19 protein-coding genes and 1 pseudogene are annotated in these 20,251 nt (G+C 68.9%); 13 read left to right on the top strand and 7 right to left on the bottom strand.

Annotation, left to right across the window (positions count from 1 at the left end):
* Positions 1-133: 133 nt before the first annotated feature.
* From IM777_RS03125 to IM777_RS03115, 3 genes are read left to right on the top strand one after another with little or no spacing between them, the layout of a single operon-like run.
* Positions 134-1,522: an ABC transporter substrate-binding protein gene (locus tag IM777_RS03125; protein ID WP_194384614.1), complete on the top strand. Its 1,389-nt coding sequence runs from the start codon at positions 134-136 to the stop codon at positions 1,520-1,522.
* On the top strand, positions 1,519-2,484 hold the full coding sequence (locus tag IM777_RS03120; RefSeq protein WP_194384613.1) for a carbohydrate ABC transporter permease: 966 nt from the start codon (positions 1,519-1,521) through the stop codon (positions 2,482-2,484). The genes IM777_RS03125 and IM777_RS03120 overlap by 4 nt, the downstream gene beginning before the upstream one ends.
* A complete protein-coding gene (locus tag IM777_RS03115) occupies positions 2,481-3,440 on the top strand; it encodes a carbohydrate ABC transporter permease (RefSeq protein ID WP_194384612.1) in 960 nt (319 codons plus the stop codon). Before IM777_RS03120 ends, IM777_RS03115 begins: the two co-directional genes overlap by 4 nt.
* On the opposite strand, the gene IM777_RS03110 is transcribed toward IM777_RS03115, so the two are convergent.
* The 3 genes from IM777_RS03110 to IM777_RS03105 are packed head-to-tail and all read right to left on the bottom strand — an operon-like array spanning position 3,441 to position 6,060.
* Positions 3,441-4,412, bottom strand: a complete 972-nt coding sequence (locus IM777_RS03110) for a cation diffusion facilitator family transporter (RefSeq protein ID WP_228480934.1) — start codon at positions 4,410-4,412, stop codon at positions 3,441-3,443. It lies immediately after the preceding gene.
* Positions 4,409-4,891, bottom strand: a complete 483-nt coding sequence (locus IM777_RS17130; protein ID WP_228480933.1) for a transglycosylase SLT domain-containing protein — start codon at positions 4,889-4,891, stop codon at positions 4,409-4,411. Before IM777_RS17130 ends, IM777_RS03110 begins: the two co-directional genes overlap by 4 nt.
* A complete protein-coding gene (locus IM777_RS03105; protein WP_071044003.1) occupies positions 4,888-6,060 on the bottom strand; it encodes a zinc-dependent alcohol dehydrogenase in 1,173 nt (390 codons plus the stop codon). Before IM777_RS03105 ends, IM777_RS17130 begins: the two co-directional genes overlap by 4 nt.
* 147 nt (positions 6,061-6,207) lie before the next feature.
* Here IM777_RS03105 and gad point away from each other — a divergent pair, with 147 nt between their 5' ends.
* Genes gad through IM777_RS03085 form a run of 4 tightly spaced genes read left to right on the top strand, consistent with a single transcriptional unit; the run spans position 6,208 to position 9,375 of the window.
* Positions 6,208-7,602, top strand: a complete 1,395-nt coding sequence (gad, locus tag IM777_RS03100; protein ID WP_194384610.1) for a glutamate decarboxylase — start codon at positions 6,208-6,210, stop codon at positions 7,600-7,602.
* A 48-nt stretch (positions 7,603-7,650) separates the two neighbouring features.
* The gene (locus IM777_RS03095) at positions 7,651-8,112 is read left to right on the top strand and encodes a GIY-YIG nuclease family protein (RefSeq protein WP_228480932.1); all 462 of its coding nucleotides are present in this window, start codon (positions 7,651-7,653) and stop codon (positions 8,110-8,112) included.
* 23 nt (positions 8,113-8,135) lie between these two features.
* Positions 8,136-8,966, top strand: a complete 831-nt coding sequence (locus tag IM777_RS03090; RefSeq protein WP_194384609.1) for an oxidoreductase — start codon at positions 8,136-8,138, stop codon at positions 8,964-8,966.
* Between the two features lie 10 nt (positions 8,967-8,976).
* Complete coding sequence (locus tag IM777_RS03085; protein ID WP_194384608.1) at positions 8,977-9,375, top strand: TIGR03618 family F420-dependent PPOX class oxidoreductase; 399 nt, start codon at positions 8,977-8,979, stop codon at positions 9,373-9,375.
* Positions 9,376-9,484: 109 nt separating this feature from the next.
* Here IM777_RS03085 and IM777_RS03080 read toward each other — a convergent pair whose 3' ends face one another.
* Both IM777_RS03080 and IM777_RS03075 read right to left on the bottom strand, forming a co-directional pair.
* A complete protein-coding gene (locus tag IM777_RS03080) occupies positions 9,485-10,699 on the bottom strand; it encodes an FAD-dependent oxidoreductase (protein WP_194384607.1) in 1,215 nt (404 codons plus the stop codon).
* Positions 10,700-10,765: 66 nt separating this feature from the next.
* Positions 10,766-11,974, bottom strand: coding sequence for a trans-sulfuration enzyme family protein (locus IM777_RS03075; protein WP_071044009.1), 1,209 nt, complete (start codon positions 11,972-11,974; stop codon positions 10,766-10,768).
* 116 nt (positions 11,975-12,090) lie between these two features.
* On the opposite strand from IM777_RS03075, the gene IM777_RS03070 reads away from it, so the two are divergent.
* Positions 12,091-13,695 (top strand): Na+/H+ antiporter NhaC family protein, encoded by a 1,605-nt coding sequence (locus tag IM777_RS03070; protein WP_194384606.1) that lies wholly within the window; start codon positions 12,091-12,093, stop codon positions 13,693-13,695.
* Here the strand turns inward: IM777_RS03070 and IM777_RS03065 are convergent.
* A complete protein-coding gene (locus IM777_RS03065; protein ID WP_071044011.1) occupies positions 13,637-14,602 on the bottom strand; it encodes an EamA family transporter in 966 nt (321 codons plus the stop codon). The two genes, IM777_RS03070 and IM777_RS03065, sit on opposite strands and share 59 nt — an antisense overlap.
* 39 nt (positions 14,603-14,641) lie before the next feature.
* Here IM777_RS03065 and IM777_RS03060 point away from each other — a divergent pair, with 39 nt between their 5' ends.
* A complete protein-coding gene (locus tag IM777_RS03060; RefSeq protein ID WP_194384605.1) occupies positions 14,642-15,172 on the top strand; it encodes a CGNR zinc finger domain-containing protein in 531 nt (176 codons plus the stop codon).
* Positions 15,173-15,204: 32 nt separating this feature from the next.
* Here IM777_RS03060 and ppk2 read toward each other — a convergent pair whose 3' ends face one another.
* Positions 15,205-16,110 (bottom strand): polyphosphate kinase 2, encoded by a 906-nt coding sequence (gene ppk2, locus IM777_RS03055; protein WP_194384604.1) that lies wholly within the window; start codon positions 16,108-16,110, stop codon positions 15,205-15,207.
* A 161-nt stretch (positions 16,111-16,271) separates the two neighbouring features.
* Here ppk2 and IM777_RS03050 point away from each other — a divergent pair, with 161 nt between their 5' ends.
* The 4 genes and pseudogenes from IM777_RS03050 to IM777_RS03035 all read left to right on the top strand — a co-directional run.
* The gene (locus tag IM777_RS03050; RefSeq protein WP_194384603.1) at positions 16,272-17,297 is read left to right on the top strand and encodes an isopenicillin N synthase family dioxygenase; all 1,026 of its coding nucleotides are present in this window, start codon (positions 16,272-16,274) and stop codon (positions 17,295-17,297) included.
* Positions 17,298-17,346: 49 nt separating this feature from the next.
* On the top strand, positions 17,347-18,264 hold the full coding sequence (locus IM777_RS03045; protein ID WP_228480931.1) for an ATP-binding cassette domain-containing protein: 918 nt from the start codon (positions 17,347-17,349) through the stop codon (positions 18,262-18,264).
* A complete protein-coding gene (locus IM777_RS03040) occupies positions 18,261-19,133 on the top strand; it encodes an ABC transporter permease (RefSeq protein ID WP_194384602.1) in 873 nt (290 codons plus the stop codon). The genes IM777_RS03045 and IM777_RS03040 overlap by 4 nt, the downstream gene beginning before the upstream one ends.
* Positions 19,134-19,302: 169 nt before the next feature.
* A pseudogene (locus tag IM777_RS03035) lies at positions 19,303-20,244 on the top strand (PLP-dependent cysteine synthase family protein); the annotation flags it as partial.
* Positions 20,245-20,251: the final 7 nt, after the last annotated feature.

The raw sequence follows: 20,251 nt of genomic DNA, 5'->3' as shown, positions 1-20,251 counted from the left end.
GTCTCATCCTGGCCCTTATACGTCGAACCGGTCGTGGCGGTCAATCCCCTTCGCCGAACGGCCCAACGCTTCTTACGTTCTCCCCACCGCCCACTTCTCCGGGTGGCTTTCCGCTCGTCGAGAAGGAGCACCCATGCCCCCGTCCCTCCGCCGCCGCATCGTGGCTTTCGGCTCTCTCGTCGCGGGCGCAGCGCTCCTGTCCGCGTGCGCCGTCGGCACCGGCGGCGCTGACGACGCCGACGCCGACTATGACGCCGCGGCGGAGCTGACCGGCACGCTCACCGTGATGGGGTTCGGCGGCGTCGACGAAGTCGCCACCTCGCGCATGGAGCTCACCGAGCAGGAACTCGGCGACGTGGACGTCAGCCTCATCGAGGGCGACCTCGACATGCAGCAGTTCCTGTCGTCTGTCGCCACCGGAACGCCGCCGGACATCGTCTATGCCAATCGTGATCAGATCGGCTCTCTTGCAGCACGCGGCGCCATCGTGCCGTTGGATTCGTGCATCGAGGGCGAGGCCATCGACACCGGCATGTATCGTCCCGCGGCTCTGGATCAGGTGACCTTGGACGGGTCGGTATACGGCATCCCCGAGTTCAACGGGATTCAGCTGACGATGGCGAACGCCGATCTGCTCGAGGATGCCGGACTGACGCTCGACGATGTCAACGGTTCGAGCTGGGCGGCGGTGAGCGCGGCGAACGAGACGCTCGAGCGGTCCGAGGGCGGTGACCTGCAGGTGATCGGCTACGACAGCAAGCTACCGGAGTTCATGCCGCTGTGGGCCAAGGCCAACGGCGCCGACCTCATCTCCGACGACGGCCGCACGGCGAGCCTCGACGATCCGGCGGTTGTCGAGGCTCTCGAGTGGGCGGTGTCGATCTACGACGCGCAGGGCGGGTTCAGTGCGGTCAAGGCCTACCGCGACTCGGCGGACTTCTTCGGCGAAGGCAATCAGTTCGCCGTCGGCACCCTCGGCGCGATGCCGATGGAGCAGTGGTACGTCAACGTGCTCAACGACGTCAGTCCGGATGCACCGATGGCATTCGACACGGTGCGAGATCGCAGCGGCGAAACGCTCGCGTATGCGTCCGGCTCCGCGTGGGCGATCCCCTCCGGAAGTGGAAACCCCGAGGCAGCCTGCCGCTGGGCGCGGTCGATGACGTCCCTCGAGGCCTGGGAGGCAGCCGCCGATGCGCGCCTGGAGGCGCGGGAGGCCGAGGGCAAGCCGTTCACCGGCATCCTCACCGGAAACGTCGAGGCGGACGAGATGATCGAGGGCATGGTGACCTCGGGCGGCGAGCCGTGGGACACCGCGGTGAGCAAGATGTACGAGGCCAACGAGGCGACCTTCTCGCTGCCGGCGAACCCCGCCGACGCGGAGTTCAAGACAGCGATGCAGGATGCCGTCAACGCCGTACTGAACGGGCAGTCGACACCGGCCGAGGCCCTCGCCGACGCGCAGCAGGTTGCCCAGCGAGCGCTGGACGAGGGGTGGGCAGAGCTCGAGTCGGACCAGTGAGCGCGGCACGCGACACGCTTGGCGGCGCTCCCGTCTCGGCCGAGCGACGCCGGTCGCGACGCCGGGCCAGTCGGCGCAACGTCGGCGCCGCCCTGCTCTTCCTGTCGCCATGGCTGGTCGGTTTCGGGGTCTTCACCGCCTGGCCAATCGTCTACTCGGCGTACCTCTCCTTCACCGACTACGACGTCATCAACGATCCGAACGCGGTCGGCTGGTCGAACTACCAGGAGCTCTTCCAGGATCCGAAGATCGCTTTGGCACTGTCGAACACGTTCTTCTACACGCTCGTTCAGGTGCCGCTGTACGTCGTGGTCTCGCTCTCGCTCGCCCTGCTGCTCAACCGAGCCGGGCGCAGCGCCGGATTCTTCCGCACGATGTTCTTCCTGCCGAAGATGACGCCCCCGGTTGCCGTCGGCATCCTCTTCCTGCTGCTGTTCAACGGACAGGACGGTCTCATCAACACGGTGCTGGGGTGGATCGGTGTCGACGGGCCCGCCTGGACGACCGACCCGGCGTGGGTCAAGCCCGGATTGATCATCATGAGCCTGTGGACGGTCGGTGCCTCGATCATCATCCTGCTGGCGGCCCTCCAGGACGTGCCGGAGGAACTCTACGAATCCGCCCGTCTCGACGGCGCGGGGTTCTGGCGCCAGTCCCTGAGCGTGACCATCCCGATGATCAGTCCGGCGCTGTTCTTCATCGTCGTGGTCAACACGATCGGCGGTCTGCAGACCTTCGACGAGGCGTACACGGCGTTCTTCGGCGGCGGCAACACGACCTACAGCAACGACGCCGCACTGTTCTACGTCATCTATCTGTTCCAGCAGGCGTTCGAGTTTCTCAATATGGGGTACGCCTCGGCGATGGCGTGGGTGCTGTTCGGGCTCATCATGGCCGTCACGGCGGTACAGCTGATCGTGTCCCGGCGTCTGGTCTACTACGAGGGCGAGACCGGACGATGAGCCGCGTGCTTCCCGGCGACACCGACGCGCAGGCGGCCGAGGATCGGCCGGCCGAGAGCGGGTCCGCGCTTCCCGACCCGGCGCGCGCGGTGCGCCGCGTCGCCGATCCGAAGCAAACCGCCCGGCGACGGCGCGGCCTGCGCCGGACGCTCGTGATCGCCGCGCTGAGCGTGATGACCGTGATCTACGCCTACCCTTTCATCTGGCTGGTCAGCGCATCGTTCAAGCCGCGAGGCGAGGTCTTCGACAATCGGCTCATCCCCGAGACCTTCACGCTCGACAATTACGTGCAGGTATGGGTCGATGCACCGGTGGCGCTGTGGCTGCTCAACACCCTCATCGTCACCGTGCTGGCCTCGGTGACGGTGACCTTCTCCAGCGCGATGGTCGCATGGGGGTTCGCGTACTTCCGCTTCCGCGGCCGCGGCTTCCTCTTCGGCCTCGTGCTGGCGACGATGATGCTGCCGGGCGCCGTCACGATGATCCCGACCTTCCTCATCTGGAACGCCCTCGGCTTCGTCGGCACGCTCGTCCCGCTGTGGGGTCAGAACCTCTTCGCGAGCGCGTTCTACGTCTTCCTCCTGCGCCAGTTCATGCTGGGCCTTCCCCGTGATCTGTTCGATGCCGCCCGAGTGGATGGGGCCTCTCAGTGGGCGGTCTTCTGGCGCATCGCGCTGCCTCTGTGCAAGCCTGCACTCGCGGTGACCCTGGTGTTCGAGGTGCAGGCGGTGTGGACCGACCTGATGCGGGCTCTCATCTACCTGCGCGACTCGTCGACGTTCACGATCCCCCGGGGCCTGAAGTCCCTCGTGGACGCCTTCGGCTTCGGCGGGGAATGGCACTGGGAGATCATCGTAACCGCCAGCGTCATCGCGACCATCCCCATGATCATCGTGTTCTTCCTCGGTCAGAAGCAGATCATCCAGGGCGTGAGCACGAGCGGGATGAAGGGGTGATCACCGCGTCGCCAGGGTTTCCGCCTCCGGCGGGATCTCGTCCACCGGGACGATGACCACGTCCGGCATCTTCCAATCCAGCGCCGCGACCCTCTCCCGCGCCCGCCCGATATCGCCGAGGTCGGCGCGCCCGCGACGCGGCACCACGAACGCCTCCACATGGAACACCTGACCCATGTCCCGCAGGCGGATGCCGGCAGACCGCACCCACCGCTCACCCTCGAGGGTGCGCAGCACGTCCGTCGCCAGCGGGTGCACCCGCGAGTCGTCCTCGGTGCGCGCACGCTGATCCATCAGATCCAGCACGGCGGCCCGCGTGTTACGCCAACCGTCCCACACGATGCTGGTCGAGATGAAGAGGGCGGCGGCCCCATCGAGCCACCAGACCCCGAAGGCGATGCCGAGGATGCCGATGACGGTCGAGAGGGTCGTCGTCCAGTCCGCCTTCGCCATGTCGGCGTCGGCATAGAGCAGCTTGTTGTGCAGGGTCGGGGCGATCTTCAGCTTCGCGCGGGCGAAGACGATCGGGCCGATCCCGGTGAGGACGGACACGGCGATCATGAGCCACCCGAGCCAGATCGTCTCTCCGAACAGCTGCACCGTGCCGATCGCGGGATGCTCAAGCCGCACTAGCCCGAGCACCGCCTCCACGGCCAGCGTGCCCCCCACACCGATCAGGGTGACACCCGCGACGAGGTGCCCCACTCCCATCGCCCGATGAAGGCCGTAGGGGTAGGCACGGGAAGGGCGTTTGCGGATGAGGAGGAGAGCAATCAGGAACGTGATCTGCGGGATCAGCGACAGCATGTCTTCGATCCAGGCCGTCTTCAGCGCCTGCGAACCGCCGAGCACGAGCGCTATCAGGACGACGGCGACGACCATGTGGAGGATCGTGATCCACTCCCAGCGGATCGCCCGCCGCAGCGCGTCCTGCTGTTCGGGCGGCAGGTCGGTGCGACCGAAGCGCCTCACCGCGTCTCCTCGTCGAGGTAGGTCTCCAGCGCCGCCTGCAGGCCGTTCTCCCCGAGCGGGAGCAGGAACGCGACGTCGGCGCCCTCCGACCCCGCGATGGCAGGGTACCCGCGGGTCACCGATGCCAGATCGGTCCACGGCGAGCTCGTGGTCATTCCGCCCACGACGACATCCAGTCGCCCGTCGGCGAGCCCCTGCACCAGATCCTCCTCGCTGTCCACGTGCCACGACACGCGCGCGCCATACTGCTCGGCGAATCCGTCGACCAGATCGACGAGCGCACCGCTCGGACCCGGGTCGTCGATGATGACGAGCTCGCCGCTCGGGCTCGCCCCCGCACGCAGGAGGCCAGACTCCGTGATCCGATCCAGGGATCCGTCGGGGTCGAGCGGGGGTGCCGCGCACGCCGTCAACGCCAGGGCTAGCACGCCGGCGGAGACGAAGCTCCGTCGGCGGCCGCGCGCCGATGGCGGGCTCACGGCCGCAGCACGACCTTGATGCACCCATCCTCCTTCTTCTGGAACGTCTCGTAGAGCGAGGGAGCGTCTTCGAGCGATGCGTGGTGGGTGACGAGGTCGTCGATCCCCAAGGGGTCGGCGGCGTCCTCGACGAGCGGCATGATGTCGTCGATCCAGCGCTTGACGTTGCACTGCCCCATCCGCAGGCTCAGCTGCTTGTCGAACATCGTCTTCATCGGCAGCACGTCGGCATCGCCGCCGTAGACGCCGCTGATCGACAGGGTGCCGCCGCGGCGCACCATGTCGATGCCGGAATACACCGCCGCCAGGCGATCGACACCCGCCTTGTCCATGACGGGCCGGGTGACCGCGTCGGGCAGGTGGCCGAGGGCGTGGTGGGCGGCTCGGATGAACGGTGCGCCGTGCGCCTCCATGCCGACGGCGTCGATGACGGCATCCGCCCCGCGCCCGGCGGTCTCGCTGAGCACCCGCTCGACCGCGTCGTCGTCGCCGTGCGCCTCGACCCCGTGCCGGGCCGCCATGTCGCGCCGTTCGGCGACGGGGTCGATCCCGATGACCCGAAAGCCCCGGTGCGCACCGATCCGGGCAGCGAACTGCCCCACCGGGCCGAGCCCCAGCACCGCGAGGGTTCCCCCGTCCGGCACGCTCGCATAGTCGACGCCCTGCCAGGCCGTGGGGAGGATATCGCTGAGGAACAGGTATCGGTCATCGGGCAGGTCCGCGCCGACGGGCACCGTGTTGTAGTCGGCCAGCGGAACGCGCAGCAGCTCGGCCTGACCCCCGGGAACCTGACCGTAGAGCTTGGTGTAGCCGAACAGCGAAGCACCGGTGCCGTACTCGGTCACCTGCGTCGTCTCGCACTGCGACTGCAGCCCGCGGCGGCACATGAAGCATTCACCGCACGAGATGTTGAACGGGATGACGACCCGCTGGCCGGGCGACAGGTTCGTCACCGCGGCGCCGACCTCTTCGACGATGCCCATGGGCTCGTGGCCGAGCACATCGCCCGGATCGATGAACGGACCGAAGATCTCGTAGAGATGCAGGTCGGATCCGCAGATCGCCGTGGACGTGATGCGGACGATCGCGTCGGTCGGCTCCTCGATCCGCGGGTCGGGCACCGTCTCCACCGAGACGTTCCGCCGGCCCTGCCAGGTCAATGCGCGCATGTCGATCCTCTCGTCGTGTCTGACCAGTCCAGTCGAACCGCCCGCGCGGGCTCTTGCGAGGGGGTTGACATCACACCCGCGGCGGAGGGTGGCGGCATGATCGCGCACCGGGCAGTCTGGAGGCTCACCCACCCGAGGAGAACCTGCATGACCGACACGGCCGCTCGTCCCGACGATGTCTCCCGCACCGAACTCAACCCGCTCTTCGCCCGCGACGGCGAGGCGACGGACTTCCCGATCGACCGCCTTCCCGACGGCGAGTCCCTCCCCGACACGGCGTATCAGGTCGTGCACGACGAGTCGATGCTCGATGGGAACGCGCGCCTGAATCTCGCGACATTCGTCGGCACGTGGATGGATGCATCGGCGGAGAAGCTCTACAAGGAGTCCGCCGACAAGAACATGATCGACAAGGACGAGTATCCGCAGACCGCGGAGATCGAGTCACGGTGCTGGAAGATGATCGCGAACCTGTGGAACGTGCCCGACGCGGACGACGCGATCGGCACATCCACCATCGGCTCCAGCGAGGCGTGCATGCTCGGCGGACTCGCCCTGAAGCGCCGCTGGCAGCACGCGCGACGCGCGAAGGGACTGCCCACCGACAAGCCCAACCTGGTGCTGTCGTCGGCCGTGCAGGTGTGCTGGGAGAAGTTCTGCAACTACTGGGACGTGGAGCCCCGATACGTGCCCATCTCCCGCGAGCACAAGGTGCTCGACGGACACGACCTGGCCGACTACGTCGACGAGAACACGATCGGCGTCGTCGCGATCATGGGTGTGACCTACACCGGCATGTACGAGCCGGTTGCCGAGATCGCGAAGGCCCTCGATGCGATTCAGGCCTCGACCGGGCTCGATGTCAAGATCCACGTCGACGGCGCCTCGGGCGGGATGATCGCCCCGTTCCTCCAGCCCGACCTGGAGTGGGACTTCCGCGTCGAGCGCGTCGTGTCCATCAGCACGTCCGCTCACAAGTACGGCCTGGTCTATCCGGGTCTCGGCTGGGTCGTGTGGCGCTCGGTCTCCGACCTTCCCGAGGACCTCGTCTTCGACGTCACCTACCTCGGCGGCCACATGCCGACCTTCGCGCTGAACTTCTCCCGACCGGGGGCCCAGGTTCTGCTGCAGTACTACCTGTTCCTGCGTCTCGGGTGGGATGGCTACCGCCGCGTGCAGCAGGCCTCCCAGGATGTCGCGGTGTACCTGGCGACCGAGATCGGCAAGATGGACGCGTTCGAGCTGTGGAACGACGGCACCGACATCCCGGTGTTCGCCTGGCAGCAGGCCGACGGCCACACCGACACCTGGAACCTCTACCACCTGTCCGAGCGGCTGCGCCTCAAAGGATGGCTCGTGCCCGCCTACCCCATGCCCGACGGTCTCGCCGATCTCGTCGTGCAGCGCATCGTCGTGCGCAACGGCCTCTCGCACAGCCTCGCCGACGCTCTCCTGCGCGACATCCGCGAGGCCGTCGATCACCTCGACCGCCTCGAGACGCCGATGCCGGTGGAGGGCCAGACGACCACTTTCACGCACTGAGCCGGGCCGCCGCCGCTCGGTGTCGCACGCCGCGCGTAGATTGCGCGCGTGACCAGTGCGACACCGGGCCGTGCGATGCGGACGGCGCCGGGTGCGATGCCGGGGCCGTGCCTCCTGTGCGGCGGCACCCGCGGCACCCGCGCCGACGACGGATGGCGGTGCGCGGTGTGCCTGTGGCGCTACGGCGACGCACCCGACGCCGACCTCCCGCCGCCGCGGGTCGACGTGGTCTACTACCTGCGGTTCGACGCGAGGGTGAAGATCGGCACGTCCGCCCGTCCCCGGCAGCGGCTGGCAGCGATCCGGCACGACGAACTCCTCGCCTTCGAACCGGGTGATCGCGCCCGCGAACGCGAGCGCCACATCCGGTTCGCCGCCCTGCGCGAAGGGGGCGAATGGTTCCGCGCCGACCGCGACCTGCTGTCCTTCGTCGCCGACCTGCGCGGTGACACCGACCCGTGGCATGCGTATGCGCGCTGGATCGGCGACGCGTATCGGGCCCGAGGGTGATACCGGCGTGGTGGACTGGACGCATGGCCTCCTCCACCCCCACGCCCGTCGCCCTCGTCACCGGCGCCTCGTCCGGCATCGGCCTCGCGACCGCCCTCGCCCTCCTCGAGAAGGGCTGGGCCGTCTACGGGGGCGCGCGCCGCGTCGACCGGATGAACGCCATCAGCGACGCCGGCGGAACAGCGATCGAACTCGACGTGACCGACGAGGCGTCGATGACGGCCGCGGTCGACCGCATCGTCGGCGAGCGCGGCCGCATCGACGTGCTGGTGAACAACGCCGGCTACGGCTCCTACGGGGCCCTCGAAGACGTTCCGCTCGACGAAGCGCGGCGGCAGTTCGACGTCAACATCTTCGGCCTGGCCCTCCTGACCCAGCTCGTGCTGCCGACGATGCGCCAGCTCGGTCGCGGGCGCATCATCAACATCTCCTCGATCGGCGCGCACATCTACGAGCCCCTGGGCAGCTGGTACCACGCCACCAAGTTCGCCGTCGAGGGGCTCAGCGACTCCCTGCGCCTGGAACTGGCACCGCACGGCATCGACGTCGTGATCGTGCAGCCGGGCCCGGTGCGCACCGAGTGGAACACCATCTCGCGCGAGAGCCTCCTCGAGCACTCCGGCGATGGCGCGTATGCGGGGCAGGCCCAGCGGATGTACGCGAACTACACGCGCGTCGACGAGGGACCGATGTCGGCCTCGCCCGAGGACGTCGCCCGGACGATCGTGACGGCCGTGACGACGAGCCGCCCACGCAGCCGCTACGCGGTCCCGTTCTCGGCGGGACTCATCGTGAGACTGCGGCATACGCTTCCCGACCGGGTCATGGATGCGATCCTCTCCCGGATGGCGTGAGGACGACCCGATGACCCGCTCACTCGACTCCCTGTCCGCCGACGGCCAGGCCTTCCTTGCCGACTACCACCTCGCCACCCTGTCGACCATGGCCAAGGACGGCGGCATCCACGTCGTCGCGGTCGGCTACACCGTGCACGAGGGCGCGGTGCGGATCATCACCTCCGACGGCAGCCAGAAGGTGCGCAACATCGAACGCGATTCCCGGGCGAGCGTGGGTCAGGTGGCGGGGCCGCAGTGGATGTCGATCGCCGGCCGTGCCGTGATCGAGCGCGATGTCGATGCCGTCGCGCTGGCTGAGCGTCTCTACGGCCTGCGGTATCGCACGCCGCGCCCCAACCCGCAGCGCGTGGTCATCCGGCTCACCCCCGACCGCGTTCTGGGTTCGGCGCCGCTCTTCACCGCCTGACCGCGCCCGTCGGCCCCGCAGGCAGAGGTGCCGAGACACCCCGAACCGCGCGAGACACGCCGCGATGCGTGGTGTTTCGCGCGGTTCGGCGTTTCTCGTGCGGCCTCGGTCAGCGAAGGCGCTCGGGACGGAATCCGTATCCGACGATGCGCGCGGCGAGCGGCCGCAGCAGCGGCAGCGCGAGGCGCATCGCGATGCGCTGCCGGCGGGTCGGCGGGTCATCCAGGATCTTCACGCCCCGGCCGGTCGCGATCCGGGCGTGCACGGCACGCTGGATGCGCTGCATCATCGCCGTCGGACGCTCACGCCGACCCTGCACCGCAGCCGCCGCGCGGTCGATCACCGATTCCGCGCCGGATCGGAGGGCGGGTGCCAGCAGGCGCGCGGCGGCCACGGCGTCCTGCACGGCGTAGTTGATGCCCACGCCGAACGCGGGAGACATCGCATGCGCCGCGTCGCCGATCAGCAGGGCACCGGGCGTGTGCCACCGGTCGAGACGGTTGATCTGCACCGAGAGCAGCTTGACGTTCTCGAACGAGCCCAGTTCGGCCGCCTGGGCGGCCAGTCGCGGCACGGCGCGCGCGATCCGCGCCCGGAAGGCGTCGATCCCCTCCGCACGGAGCGCGTCGAAGGACCCCTTCGGGATGAGCATGCCGCTCTGCAGGTATCCCGGCCGGGGAAACGTCACGAGCATCGTCTCCTCGCTGATCCACGCCAGCGTGTCGGGCAGAGGCGTCGGTGGTTCCGGCAGCCGGAACCAGGCCACATCGGCCGGTACGCCATAGTCCCGCGGCTGCATCCCGAGCGCCTCGCGCACCGTCGAATCGCGACCGTCGGCGGCCACGGTCAGCGAAGCCTCGACCCCGAGGTCGCCTTCGGCCGTGCGCGCGTGCACGCCGGAGACCCGGCCATCCGCATCTCGGCGCACGCCCGTGACCTCCGCCCCCATGATCAGGTGGAACGACGGATGCTGCCTCCCGGCCTCGGCGAGCATGTCGAGCAGGTCCCACTGCGGCATGAGGGTGAGGAAGCGGTTCGGCTTCGGCAGCGAGGTGAAGTCGATCGCGTGCACCCGCACGCCGTTGACCACCGCGTCGAGCTTCGGCAGCGGCTTGTGCGCGATGGCGTCGAACGCCGAGCGCAGGCCGAGGTCGTCGATCAGGTTCAGCGTCGACGGATGGACGGTGTCACCCCGGAAGTCGCGGAAGAAGTCGTCGTGCTTCTCGAGCACGACGACATCCACTCGCTCGCGGGCGAGCAGCAGTCCGAGCAGGACCCCTGCCGGTCCCCCGCCGGCGATGCACACCTGCGTGCGGAGCGTCATGCCGCCACGCTATCGCGAGGCCGCCATCGGGGTAAGGCAGCGTCACGACGATCGACGGGTGTGGGTTCAGCCGAGGGTGCGCTCCAGCGCCGTGGTGATGTCGGCGACGAGATCATCGACGTCTTCGAGACCCACTGAGAGCCGCAGGTGCCCGAAGCGCCGGAACGCCTCGGGGTAGTTCTCCGCGCCGCCTCGCGTCTCGGTGCCCACGTGCACGATCAGCGACTCGTCGTGCCCGAGGGAGAACGCCGAGGTGATGACGCCCAGCTGCGACACGAACGTGTTCTGCAGGTCGGCGTCGCCGTCGAGCGCGAACGCGAGCATGCCGCCGTAGCCGCGCCCGACGAACTGCCGGGTCGCGACCTCGTGGTCGGGGTGGTTGCTGAGACCCGGATAGGCCACGAACGCGATGCGCGGATCCGCGTCGAGCAGCCGGGCGATCGTCGTCGCGGAGGCGAAGTGCTGCTGCAGGCGCAGGGGCAGCGTCACCGATCCGCGCAGGATCAGCCAGGCGTTGAACGGCGAGATCACCCCGCCCACGTCGACCAGCGCATCCCGCCTGACGCGGTCGACGAGCCCGGCGTCGCCGATGACCGCACCGCCGAGGGCGTCACCGTGGCCGTTGATGTACTTCGTGAGGGAGTGGATGACGAGGTCGGCCCCGTCGTAGAGCGGCCGGTAGAACGGGGGCGGGGTGAAGGTGCTGTCGACCGTGAAGATCGCGCCCACCTCGTGCGCGATATCGGCGAGACCCCGGATGTCGGCGACCTGCGTGGTGGGATTGGCGATGGTCTCGACGTGGATCATGCGCGTCTCGGGCCGCAGCGCCGCCCGCACCGCAGCGGGATCGGACACGTCGACGAAGGTCGCCTCGATGCCGTACCGCTCCGGCAGCAGCTCACTGAACAGGCGCCACACGGCTTCGTATCCCACGTCGGAGACGACGACGTGATCGCCGCTCTTCAAGAGGGTGAAGAACACCGCGTGCAGTGCCGCGACCCCCGACGCGAACACCGCCGCCGCCTCGCCGCCCTCCATCGCGGCGAGCTTGCGCTCGAGCGCGATCTGGTTGACGCCGCCGTTCCGGGTGTAGACGAGCCCCTCGGTGTCGGACCAGTCGATGGTCGAGGGATCCTCCGGGAGCACGTAGGAGTTCGCCATCACGAGAGGCGTCCGCAGGGCGCCGGTGCCGGGGTCGGGTGCGTTGCCGCCGTGCACCGCCCACGTGGCGTCGCGCACGGAATCGGGATCGCTGCGGTTCGGACGGATCGTCATCCCCCGATCCTGCCGTCGGCTCCCGATGGTGTCCACACGACCGCGCGTGCAGCGGCGACCGTTGACGCCGGGCGCTCGGCTGGGTACGTTCAGGCGGCACAACGAGAGGATGTCCCATGATCGAATCCGCACCGTGGCTGACGGTGATCCCTCCGGTCGTGGCGATCGTCCTCGCGATCGTCACGAAGAAGGTGATGATCAGCCTGGGCGCCGGCGTTCTCGTCGCCGCGCTGCTCATCGCCGAGTTCGATCCCCTGCGCACGCTCGCGCTCGTATGGGAATCCTTCGCGGTGCTGTTCTGGGAGGACGGCGCCCTCAACACCTGGTACATCTACATCCTGCTGTTCATCGTTCTCCTCGGGGTGATCGCGGCCTTCATCCTCATGTCCGGCGGCACCCAGGCGTTCGCCGATTGGGCCGTGAAGCGCATCCGCACCCGCCGCGGTGGGCAGATCCTGCCTGCGATCCTCGGCATCGTCATCTTCATCGACGACTACTTCAACGCCCTTGCGGTCGGCCAGATCAGCCGGCCCGTCACCGATCAGCACCGCATCTCGAGGGCGAAGCTCGCGTACATCGTCGACTCGACGTCGGCGCCCATCGCGGTGCTCGCCCCGTTCTCCAGCTGGGGCGCCTACATCATCGGCATCCTCGCCCCGATCGTCGCCGCCTCGACCCTCAGCATCAGCAGCGTCGAGGCGTTCCTCGGCGCCGCGGCGTCGAACTACTACGCGATCGCGGCCGCCCTGCTGGTGTGGCTGGTCATCGTCTTCCGGGCGGACTTCGGCGCGATGCGCCGCGAGGAGCGGCGCGCCCTCGTGGAGGGTCGCCCGTACGCCGACGGCGAGGTGATCCCCGGGCAGCTCACCGACAACCTCCCCGTGCACCGCCCCGGAGCCAAGCGGGCGATCATCGTGCCGTTCGTCGCCCTCGTGATCGGCGTCTTCGCGGGCATCGTGTGGACCGGGTACTCCGCGTCGGGATCATGGGCGCCGGTGGACATCCTGGCCTCGACCGACACGAGCCTCGCCCTCATCTACGGTGGCATCCTCGGGCTCGCGTGCGCGATCTATTACTACGTGCGCTACACGAACGACAACCCCCGCTTCGGCTGGAGCAGCTTCGGGCAGGGATGGCTCGGCGGCCTCAAGGCGATGTCTCCGGCGATCGGCATCCTCATCCTGGCGTGGATGCTCGGCGGTCTCATCGACATGCTGGGCACGGGTGCATATCTCGGTGAACTCGTCGAGGCGTCCGACGTGCCGCCGGCCTGGCTCATCCCGATCGTGTTCCTGCTCGCCGCGGCGATGGCCTTCTCGACGGGCACGTCGTGGGGATCGTTCGGGCTCCTGCTGCCGATCGTCGGCGGCATCGCCAACGCGGTGGATGCGCCGGAGCTGCTGCTGCCCATGCTCGGCGCCGTGCTGGCCGGTGCGGTCGCGGGCGACCACAGCTCCCCCATCTCCGACACGACGATCCTGTCCTCGACCGGAGCCGGCTGCAACGTGATCACCCACGTCGTCACGCAGCTGCCGTTCGTGGCCGTCGCCGCCGTCTCGGCGCTGCTCGGCTACGTCGTGCTCGCCGCGACGACGCTGGTGTGGCTCGGGCTGATCGTCACCGTCGTGGCTCTGGCCGGCGGCGTCCTCGCGATCCGCGCGATCAGGAAGCCTGTGGAAGAGGAAGCGGCTGCGCGGCCCGACGAGGCTCGGCCAGCTTGACCAGCACGACGCCGGCGAGCACGAGCACGCCGCCGACGACCTGAACCGGCTGCGGCGCCTCGCCGAGCAGCAGCCACGCCAGGAGCGCTGCCGCGAGCACCTCGGTGAGCCCCACGAACGACGCGAGGCGGGCGCCGAGGCGCCGCGCGGCGGCGATGCCGCTGACGTACGACACCGCTCCCGTGACCACGCCGAGCACGAGCACCACGACCCACCAGGGCGCGGCGAAGGAGGCGAACTCCACCGTGCCGGTGCCGACACCCATCGGCAGGATGCCGGCCCCGGCCGCGACGGCGAGGATCACCACGGCGACCAGGAGGCCCCCCGCAGCGAGGGTGACCGGCGGGAGGCCGTGCGAGTCGTCGCCCGAGACGAGATAGTAGACCGCGAGTCCGACCATCGCCCCGAGCGCCCACGCGATGCCGCCGACGCTCACGGACACGCCGCCGAGGACGCCGAGCAGCAGGAGCAGGCCGACCGCCGCCACCGCCGCTCCCCCGAGCGTCAGAGACGTGGGTCGCTGCCCACGTCGCAGCCACAGCCACAGCACCACCGCGACGGGCGCGGTGTACTCCACCAGGAGCGCGACACCCACGTCCATCTGCGCCACGGCGAAGAAGAAGCACAGCTGAGCGCCCGCGACGGCGAACAGCCCGTACAGGAGCACGGTCGGCAGCGCGCGCCGCACCGTTCTCCACCGGCCGCGGAGGGCCATCGCGCCCGGGATCGCGAGCAGGGCCGCGGCGATCGCCACGCGCGCGAGGGTCGCAGAACCCGCGGTCCAGCCGATTTCGAGCAACCCCTTGCCGAGGCTGCCCGACAACCCGAAGGCCACCGCCGCGACGAGTGCGAAGGCCATGCCGCCGGCGGCGGTCCCCACCCGGGTGTCATGTGCGAAGGAGCTCATGACTCATGACACTACGATCGCCGTTGGTAATGTGTCAACATGACGTTCACTCCTGACACGATCGAAGCGCTGGAGTCGTCGGTGCACCTCGCGAACTCCGCGCTCGCTCCCGACACGCTCACGACGATCGAGGCGCTGCAGGAGTTCTACGTGCGCTTCGCCTACACCGGCGCCGCCCCCACCGCGGCCGACCTCGAGCCGGTCCGCGCGATCCGCCCCCGACTGCGCGCGCTGTTCGTCGCCGACCGCGACGGAGCGGTCACCCTCGTGAACGCGATCCTCGCCGAGCAGGGCGCCGTGCCGCAGCTGACCCGGCATGGCGATACCGACTGGCACATCCACGCCACGACCGATGACCGCCCGATCCACGAGCGGATCCTCGTGGAGACGGCGATGGCCATGATCGACGTCATCCGCGCCGACGAGATGAGCCGGTTCGGCCGGTGCGCGGCAGAGGATTGCGACGGTGTCGTGATCGACCTGTCGCGCAACCGGTCACGCAAGTACTGCTCGACCGCGTGCACGAACCGCGAGGCGGTCGCCGCCTACCGCGCGCGTCGCCGGGCCTGAACGGCGCGCGGGCCTGAACGGCGCGCCGCGCATCACTCGTCGGCGGTCTCCTGCTTGCCGCGCATCACCAGCTGCGGGTCGGGTTCGCCGATCACGTCGTGATCCTTGCCCTCGTAGTCGAACTGGTTCAGGAAGAACCGCATCGCGTTCAGTCGCGCGCGCTTCTTGTCGTTCGAGCGCACGATCGTCCACGGCGCGTGCTTCTTGTCGGTGCGGCGGAACATCTCCTCCTTCGCAGCGGTGTAGTCCTCCCACCGGTCGAGCGAGGCGATGTCCATCGGCGACAGCTTCCACTGGCGCACCGGATCGAGCTGACGCATGGCGAAGCGCGTGCGCTGCTCGGTGCGCGAGACCGAGAACCAGAACTTCGTGAGGTGGATGCCGCTGTCGATCAGCATCTTCTCGAAGGTCGGCGCCTGATCCATGAAGGTCTCGTACTCCTCGTCGGAGCAGAAGCCCATGACGCGTTCGACGCCGGCACGGTTGTACCAGGAGCGGTCGAACATGACGATCTCACCCGCGCTCGGAAAGTGCTTTGCATAGCGCTGGAAGTACCACTGGCCCTGCTCGCGCTCGGTCGGCTTCGTGAGGGCGACCACCCGCGAGGAGCGGGGGTTCAGGTGCTCGGTGAAGCGCTTGATGGTGCCGCCCTTTCCCGCCGCGTCACGCCCCTCGAAGAGGATCATGGCGCGTCCGCCGGTGTCTTCGAGCCAGTACTGGAACTTCAACAGCTCCACCTGCAGCCGGTACTTCTCGATCTCGTACTCGTCGCGATCCATGCGCTCGGCGTAGGGATAGCCCTCCTGCCACGTGTAGACCGGATTCCCCTCGGGATCGATCAGGTCCGGGTCGGGTGTGTGCCCGTTCGCGACGGAGTAGCCGCTCTCGCGGAGGTGCTCGATGTACTCGCGCAGGCTCTGGGTCCGCAGGTCTTCCATGATTCGGGATCCTGTCAACGTGTCGTGGCGAACGGGTTAACGACATCTTGCCGCCCGGCGGAGCGCGTCGGCGGCGCTCCGTGACGAGGATGAGGCCTCCAGCGCCCTCCATGACGACATAATTCGCCACCCGCGTCCGGTGACGGCTTATTTTCGTCGTCATGACCGACTCCCCCGTTCCCGTCCTCGATCTTTCCCTGCTGGACGACGGCCCCGAAGCCGCCGACCGCTTCCGCGCCGAGCTGCGTCGCGCCACCCACGAGGTGGGCTTCTTCAGCCTCGTCGGACACGGCATCCCCGACGAGCTGCAGGAGCGCCTGCTGACGACCTCTCGCGCGTTCTTCGCCCTGCCCGACGAGGCCAAGCTCGAGATCGAGAACCTCACCTCACCGCACTTCCGCGGGTACGCCCGCCTCGGCGGCGAGCTGACGCAGGGTCAGGTCGACTGGCGCGAGCAGATCGACATCGGTCCCGGTCGTGAGCCGATCGAGCGCGGCCCGGAGGACCCGGCCTACGTCGTCCTCGAAGGACCGAATCTGTGGCCGAGCGCGCTCCCCGAGCTGCGCGAGGTGGTCGAGGAGTGGTCCGAGACGCTCACCGCGATCGGGCGCCGCCTGCTCGAGGCGTGGGCGCAGTCACTCGGCGCGGAGCCGCACACCCTGCTGGACCTCTTCGCCGAGGACCCGCAGACCCACCTCAAGATCGTTCGCTACCCGGGCGTGCCGGACGACGCGCCCTCTCGCCAGGGCGTCGGCAAGCACAAGGATGCCGGCGTGCTGACGCTGCTGTGGATCGAGCCGGGCGCCGGCGGGCTCCAGGTGGAGTACGAGGGGGAATGGCACGACGTGCCCCCGGTCGAGGGCGCCCTCATCGTCAACATCGGGGAGCTGCTGGAGTGGGCGACCGACGGATACCTGCGCGCGACGGTGCACCGGGTCATCGCTCCCGCCGAAGGCACCGAGCGCATATCGGTGCCCCTGTTCTTCAACCCCGCGCTCGCGGTGCAGATGCCCCGTCTCGACATCGACGAGCAGTACCGGTCGACCTCCCGCGGCATCGAGCAGGACCCCGACAACGTCATCCACGGCACGTACGGCGAGAACCAGCTGAAGTCGCGGCTGCGCGCCCACCCCGACGTGGCGGCCATCCACCACCCGGAGCTCCTCGAGGAGTCCCGCAAGGCCTGAACACCTCACGAGAGAGTTCGTTCAGACGTACCGACCCGAGGGCGCGCCCGTGCTGCGCGCCCTCGACGGACTCGACCTGTCCGTCCCCGAGGGGACCGTCGCGGCCCTCCTCGGTCCCAACGGCGCCGGCAAGACGACGACCGTGAAGGTGCTCACCACCCTGATACGGCCCGATTCCGGCTCAGCCACGTTCGACGGGGTCGACGTGCTCGCCGACCCCCAGGCGATCCGGCGCATGAGCGGCGCGAGCGGCCAGTACGCCGCCGTCGACGAGAACCTGACCGGGTTCGAGAATCTGCTCATGGTCGGTCTGCTCTACCACCTGGGGCGCCGTGAAGCGACGCGTCGCGCCCGGGAGCTCATCGAGCTGTTCGACCTGGTCGAGGCGCAGAACCGTCCCGTCAAGGGGTTCTCCGGCGGCATGCGGCGGCGCATCGACCTCGCCGGCGCCCTCGTGATCAATCCGCCCGTGCTCTTCCTTGATGAACCGACGACGGGGCTCGATCCCCGCAGCCGCCTGGCGCTGTGGGATGTCATCGAGTCCCTCGTCGACGGCGGCACCACGGTGCTGCTGACCATGCAGTACCTCGAGGAGGCCGACCGCCTCGCCGACTCGATCTCGATCATCGACGCCGGCCGCGTGATCGCCGAGGGCACCGCCGACCAGCTCAAGGCCTCCGTCGGCGGACAGCGCGTCGCCGTCACGGTGGTCGACGACGCCCAGGTGGCGCCGGCACGCGAGATCCTGCAGCGCTACGGCACGGGCCCGATCGCGACCGACGGCGAACGCACGGTCGTCGCACCCGTCGCCGACGGCGCAGACGCCCTCGCGCGCATCATCACCGACGCGGCGGATGCCGGCATCACCCTGCACGACGCCGGCATGCGGCGCCCCACGCTCGACGATGTCTTCCTGCAGCTGACCGGCCATGCCGCCGAGGGCGACGACGAGGAGACGGCGGCATGACCACCACCGGCCACGGCACCGGGCACGGCACCGAACGCCCGGCTCGCAGCACCCTCGAACCACTCCCCGGTTCGCCGCTGTCTCGTTTCCCCTCCGACGGCTACGTCGCGACCTGGCGCAACATCAAGAAGATCGTGCGCGTTCCCGACATCCTCGTGTTCACGCTCATCCAGCCGATCATGTTCGTGCTGCTGTTCACCTTCGTGTTCGGATCGTCGATCGACGTGCCGGGCGAGGACTACACGTCGTTCCTCATGGCCGGCATCTTCGCGCAGACGATGGTGTTCGGCTCCACGTACTCCGGCTCCGCGATGGCGCAGGACCTCAAAGACGGCATCATCGACAGGTTCCGCACCCTGCCGATGAACCCGTCGGCGGTGCTCATCGGCCGAACGCTCGGCGACCTCGTGATCAACGTGCTCTCGCTCGTGGTCATGATGCTCACCGGACTCGCGGTCGGATGGCGCGTGGAGTCCTCGGCGGTGGATTTCGTGATCGGCGTCGGACTGTTGGCACTGTTCTCCTACGCGTTCTCGTGGGTCATGGCCTTCCTCGGCATCCTGGTGCGCAGCCCCGAGGTCATCAACAATGCGTCCTTCCTCATCCTCTTCCCGGCCACCTTCATCTCCAACGCCTTCGTCCCCAGCGAGAACCTGCCGGGCCCCCTTCGGGTCTTCGCCGAGTGGAACCCGGTCTCGGCGCTCGTGCAGGCGGTCCGCGAGCTGTTCGGCAACGCGCCGAGCAGTGCGGCCTCGATCGGCTCGTGGCCGCTGGAGCATCCGGTCGTCTATGTGCTGATCTTCACGGCCGGCATGTTCCTCGTCTTCGTGCCGCTGTCGGTGCGCCGGTTCCAGTCGCTGGACCGCTGAGAGCTGTGTGTCGTCATATGACGACACACAGTTCGCCAGGCGAGGCACCGGCGGCGCAGAATAGCCGGGATGTTCTCGACGTGTCACTGTTGTCTGTAGCGCATACGCGCTCCTTCGACGACCCATCCTCCGCGCGACCGTGCGCGGACACGACACTCCAGGATCCTCCGTGCGTTACGCCGAATCGATCGCCGAGCTCATCGGCAACACCCCGCTCGTCCGCCTCACGTCGGTGACCGAGGGCATCCGCGCCACCGTTCTCGCCAAGGTCGAATATCTCAATCCGGGGGGCTCGGCGAAGGATCGCATCGCGGTCGCCATGATCGACGATGCCGAGCGCGCGGGTCTGCTGAAGCCCGGCGGCACCATCGTCGAACCGACCAGCGGCAATACCGGGGTCGCCCTGGCGATCGTCGCCCAGCAGCGCGGCTACCGCATGATCTGCGTCGTGCCCGACAAGTTCGCCGGCGACAAGGTCGCCACCCTGCGCGCCTATGGCGCCGAGATCGTCGAGGTCCCGACGGCGGTGCCGCCGGAGCACCCCGACTCCTACTACTCCGTCTCCGATCGACTCGCGCGGGAGATCCCCGGCGCATTCAAGCCCGACCAGTTCTCCAACCCGGCCGCCCCCCGCAGTCACTACGAGACCACGGGGCCGGAGATCTGGCGCGACACCGACGGCCGGGTGACGCACTTCGTCGCCGGCGTCGGCACCGCGGGCACCATCTCGGGAACCGGCCGCTACCTGCACGAGGTCTCCGACGGCCGCGTGCAGATCATCGGCGCGGATCCGGTCGGCTCGATCTACTCCGGCGGCCCCGTGCACGGCTTCCTCGTGGAGGGGGTGGGCGAAGACTTCATCCCGCCGAATTTCGACCCCGACGCCGTCGACGGCTTCGAGCGCGTCTCCGACGCGGAATCGTTCGAGATGACGCGGCGCCTCGCCACCGAGGAGGGCCTGCTCGTCGGCGGCTCGAGCGGCATGGCCGTCGTCGCCGCCCTCCGCACCGCGCGCGACCTTCCGGAAGAGGCCGTCGTCGTGGTGCTCCTGGCCGACGGCGGCCGCAGCTATCTCAACAAGCTCTTCGACGACGCGTGGCTCGCCGCCCACCTGCCGT

The sequence above is a fragment of the Microbacterium luteum genome (assembly GCF_015277875.1).
Taxonomy (GTDB): Bacteria; Actinomycetota; Actinomycetes; order Actinomycetales; family Microbacteriaceae; genus Microbacterium; species Microbacterium luteum.
The sequence above is the reverse complement of the archived record's forward strand: the minus strand, read 5'-3'. Positions and strand labels throughout refer to the sequence as shown.

What these genes read in the sequence shown, in the direction of transcription:
- IM777_RS03075 (WP_071044009.1), bottom strand. Translation starts at nt 11,974, where the DNA reads ATGACGATCCGTCCGAACCGCAGCGATCCCGATTCCGTGCGCGACGCC.
- IM777_RS03125 (WP_194384614.1), top strand. Translation starts at nt 134, where the DNA reads ATGCCCCCGTCCCTCCGCCGCCGCATCGTGGCTTTCGGCTCTCTCGTC.
- IM777_RS03105 (WP_071044003.1), bottom strand. Translation starts at nt 6,060, where the DNA reads ATGCGCGCATTGACCTGGCAGGGCCGGCGGAACGTCTCGGTGGAGACG.
- IM777_RS03050 (WP_194384603.1), top strand. Translation starts at nt 16,272, where the DNA reads ATGACCGACTCCCCCGTTCCCGTCCTCGATCTTTCCCTGCTGGACGAC.
- IM777_RS03090 (WP_194384609.1), top strand. Translation starts at nt 8,136, where the DNA reads ATGGCCTCCTCCACCCCCACGCCCGTCGCCCTCGTCACCGGCGCCTCG.
- IM777_RS03070 (WP_194384606.1), top strand. Translation starts at nt 12,091, where the DNA reads ATGATCGAATCCGCACCGTGGCTGACGGTGATCCCTCCGGTCGTGGCG.
- IM777_RS03115 (WP_194384612.1), top strand. Translation starts at nt 2,481, where the DNA reads ATGAGCCGCGTGCTTCCCGGCGACACCGACGCGCAGGCGGCCGAGGAT.
- IM777_RS03080 (WP_194384607.1), bottom strand. Translation starts at nt 10,699, where the DNA reads ATGACGCTCCGCACGCAGGTGTGCATCGCCGGCGGGGGACCGGCAGGG.
- IM777_RS03040 (WP_194384602.1), top strand. Translation starts at nt 18,261, where the DNA reads ATGACCACCACCGGCCACGGCACCGGGCACGGCACCGAACGCCCGGCT.
- ppk2 (WP_194384604.1), bottom strand. Translation starts at nt 16,110, where the DNA reads ATGGAAGACCTGCGGACCCAGAGCCTGCGCGAGTACATCGAGCACCTC.
- gad (WP_194384610.1), top strand. Translation starts at nt 6,208, where the DNA reads ATGACCGACACGGCCGCTCGTCCCGACGATGTCTCCCGCACCGAACTC.
- IM777_RS03060 (WP_194384605.1), top strand. Translation starts at nt 14,642, where the DNA reads ATGACGTTCACTCCTGACACGATCGAAGCGCTGGAGTCGTCGGTGCAC.
- IM777_RS03065 (WP_071044011.1), bottom strand. Translation starts at nt 14,602, where the DNA reads ATGAGCTCCTTCGCACATGACACCCGGGTGGGGACCGCCGCCGGCGGC.
- IM777_RS03085 (WP_194384608.1), top strand. Translation starts at nt 8,977, where the DNA reads ATGACCCGCTCACTCGACTCCCTGTCCGCCGACGGCCAGGCCTTCCTT.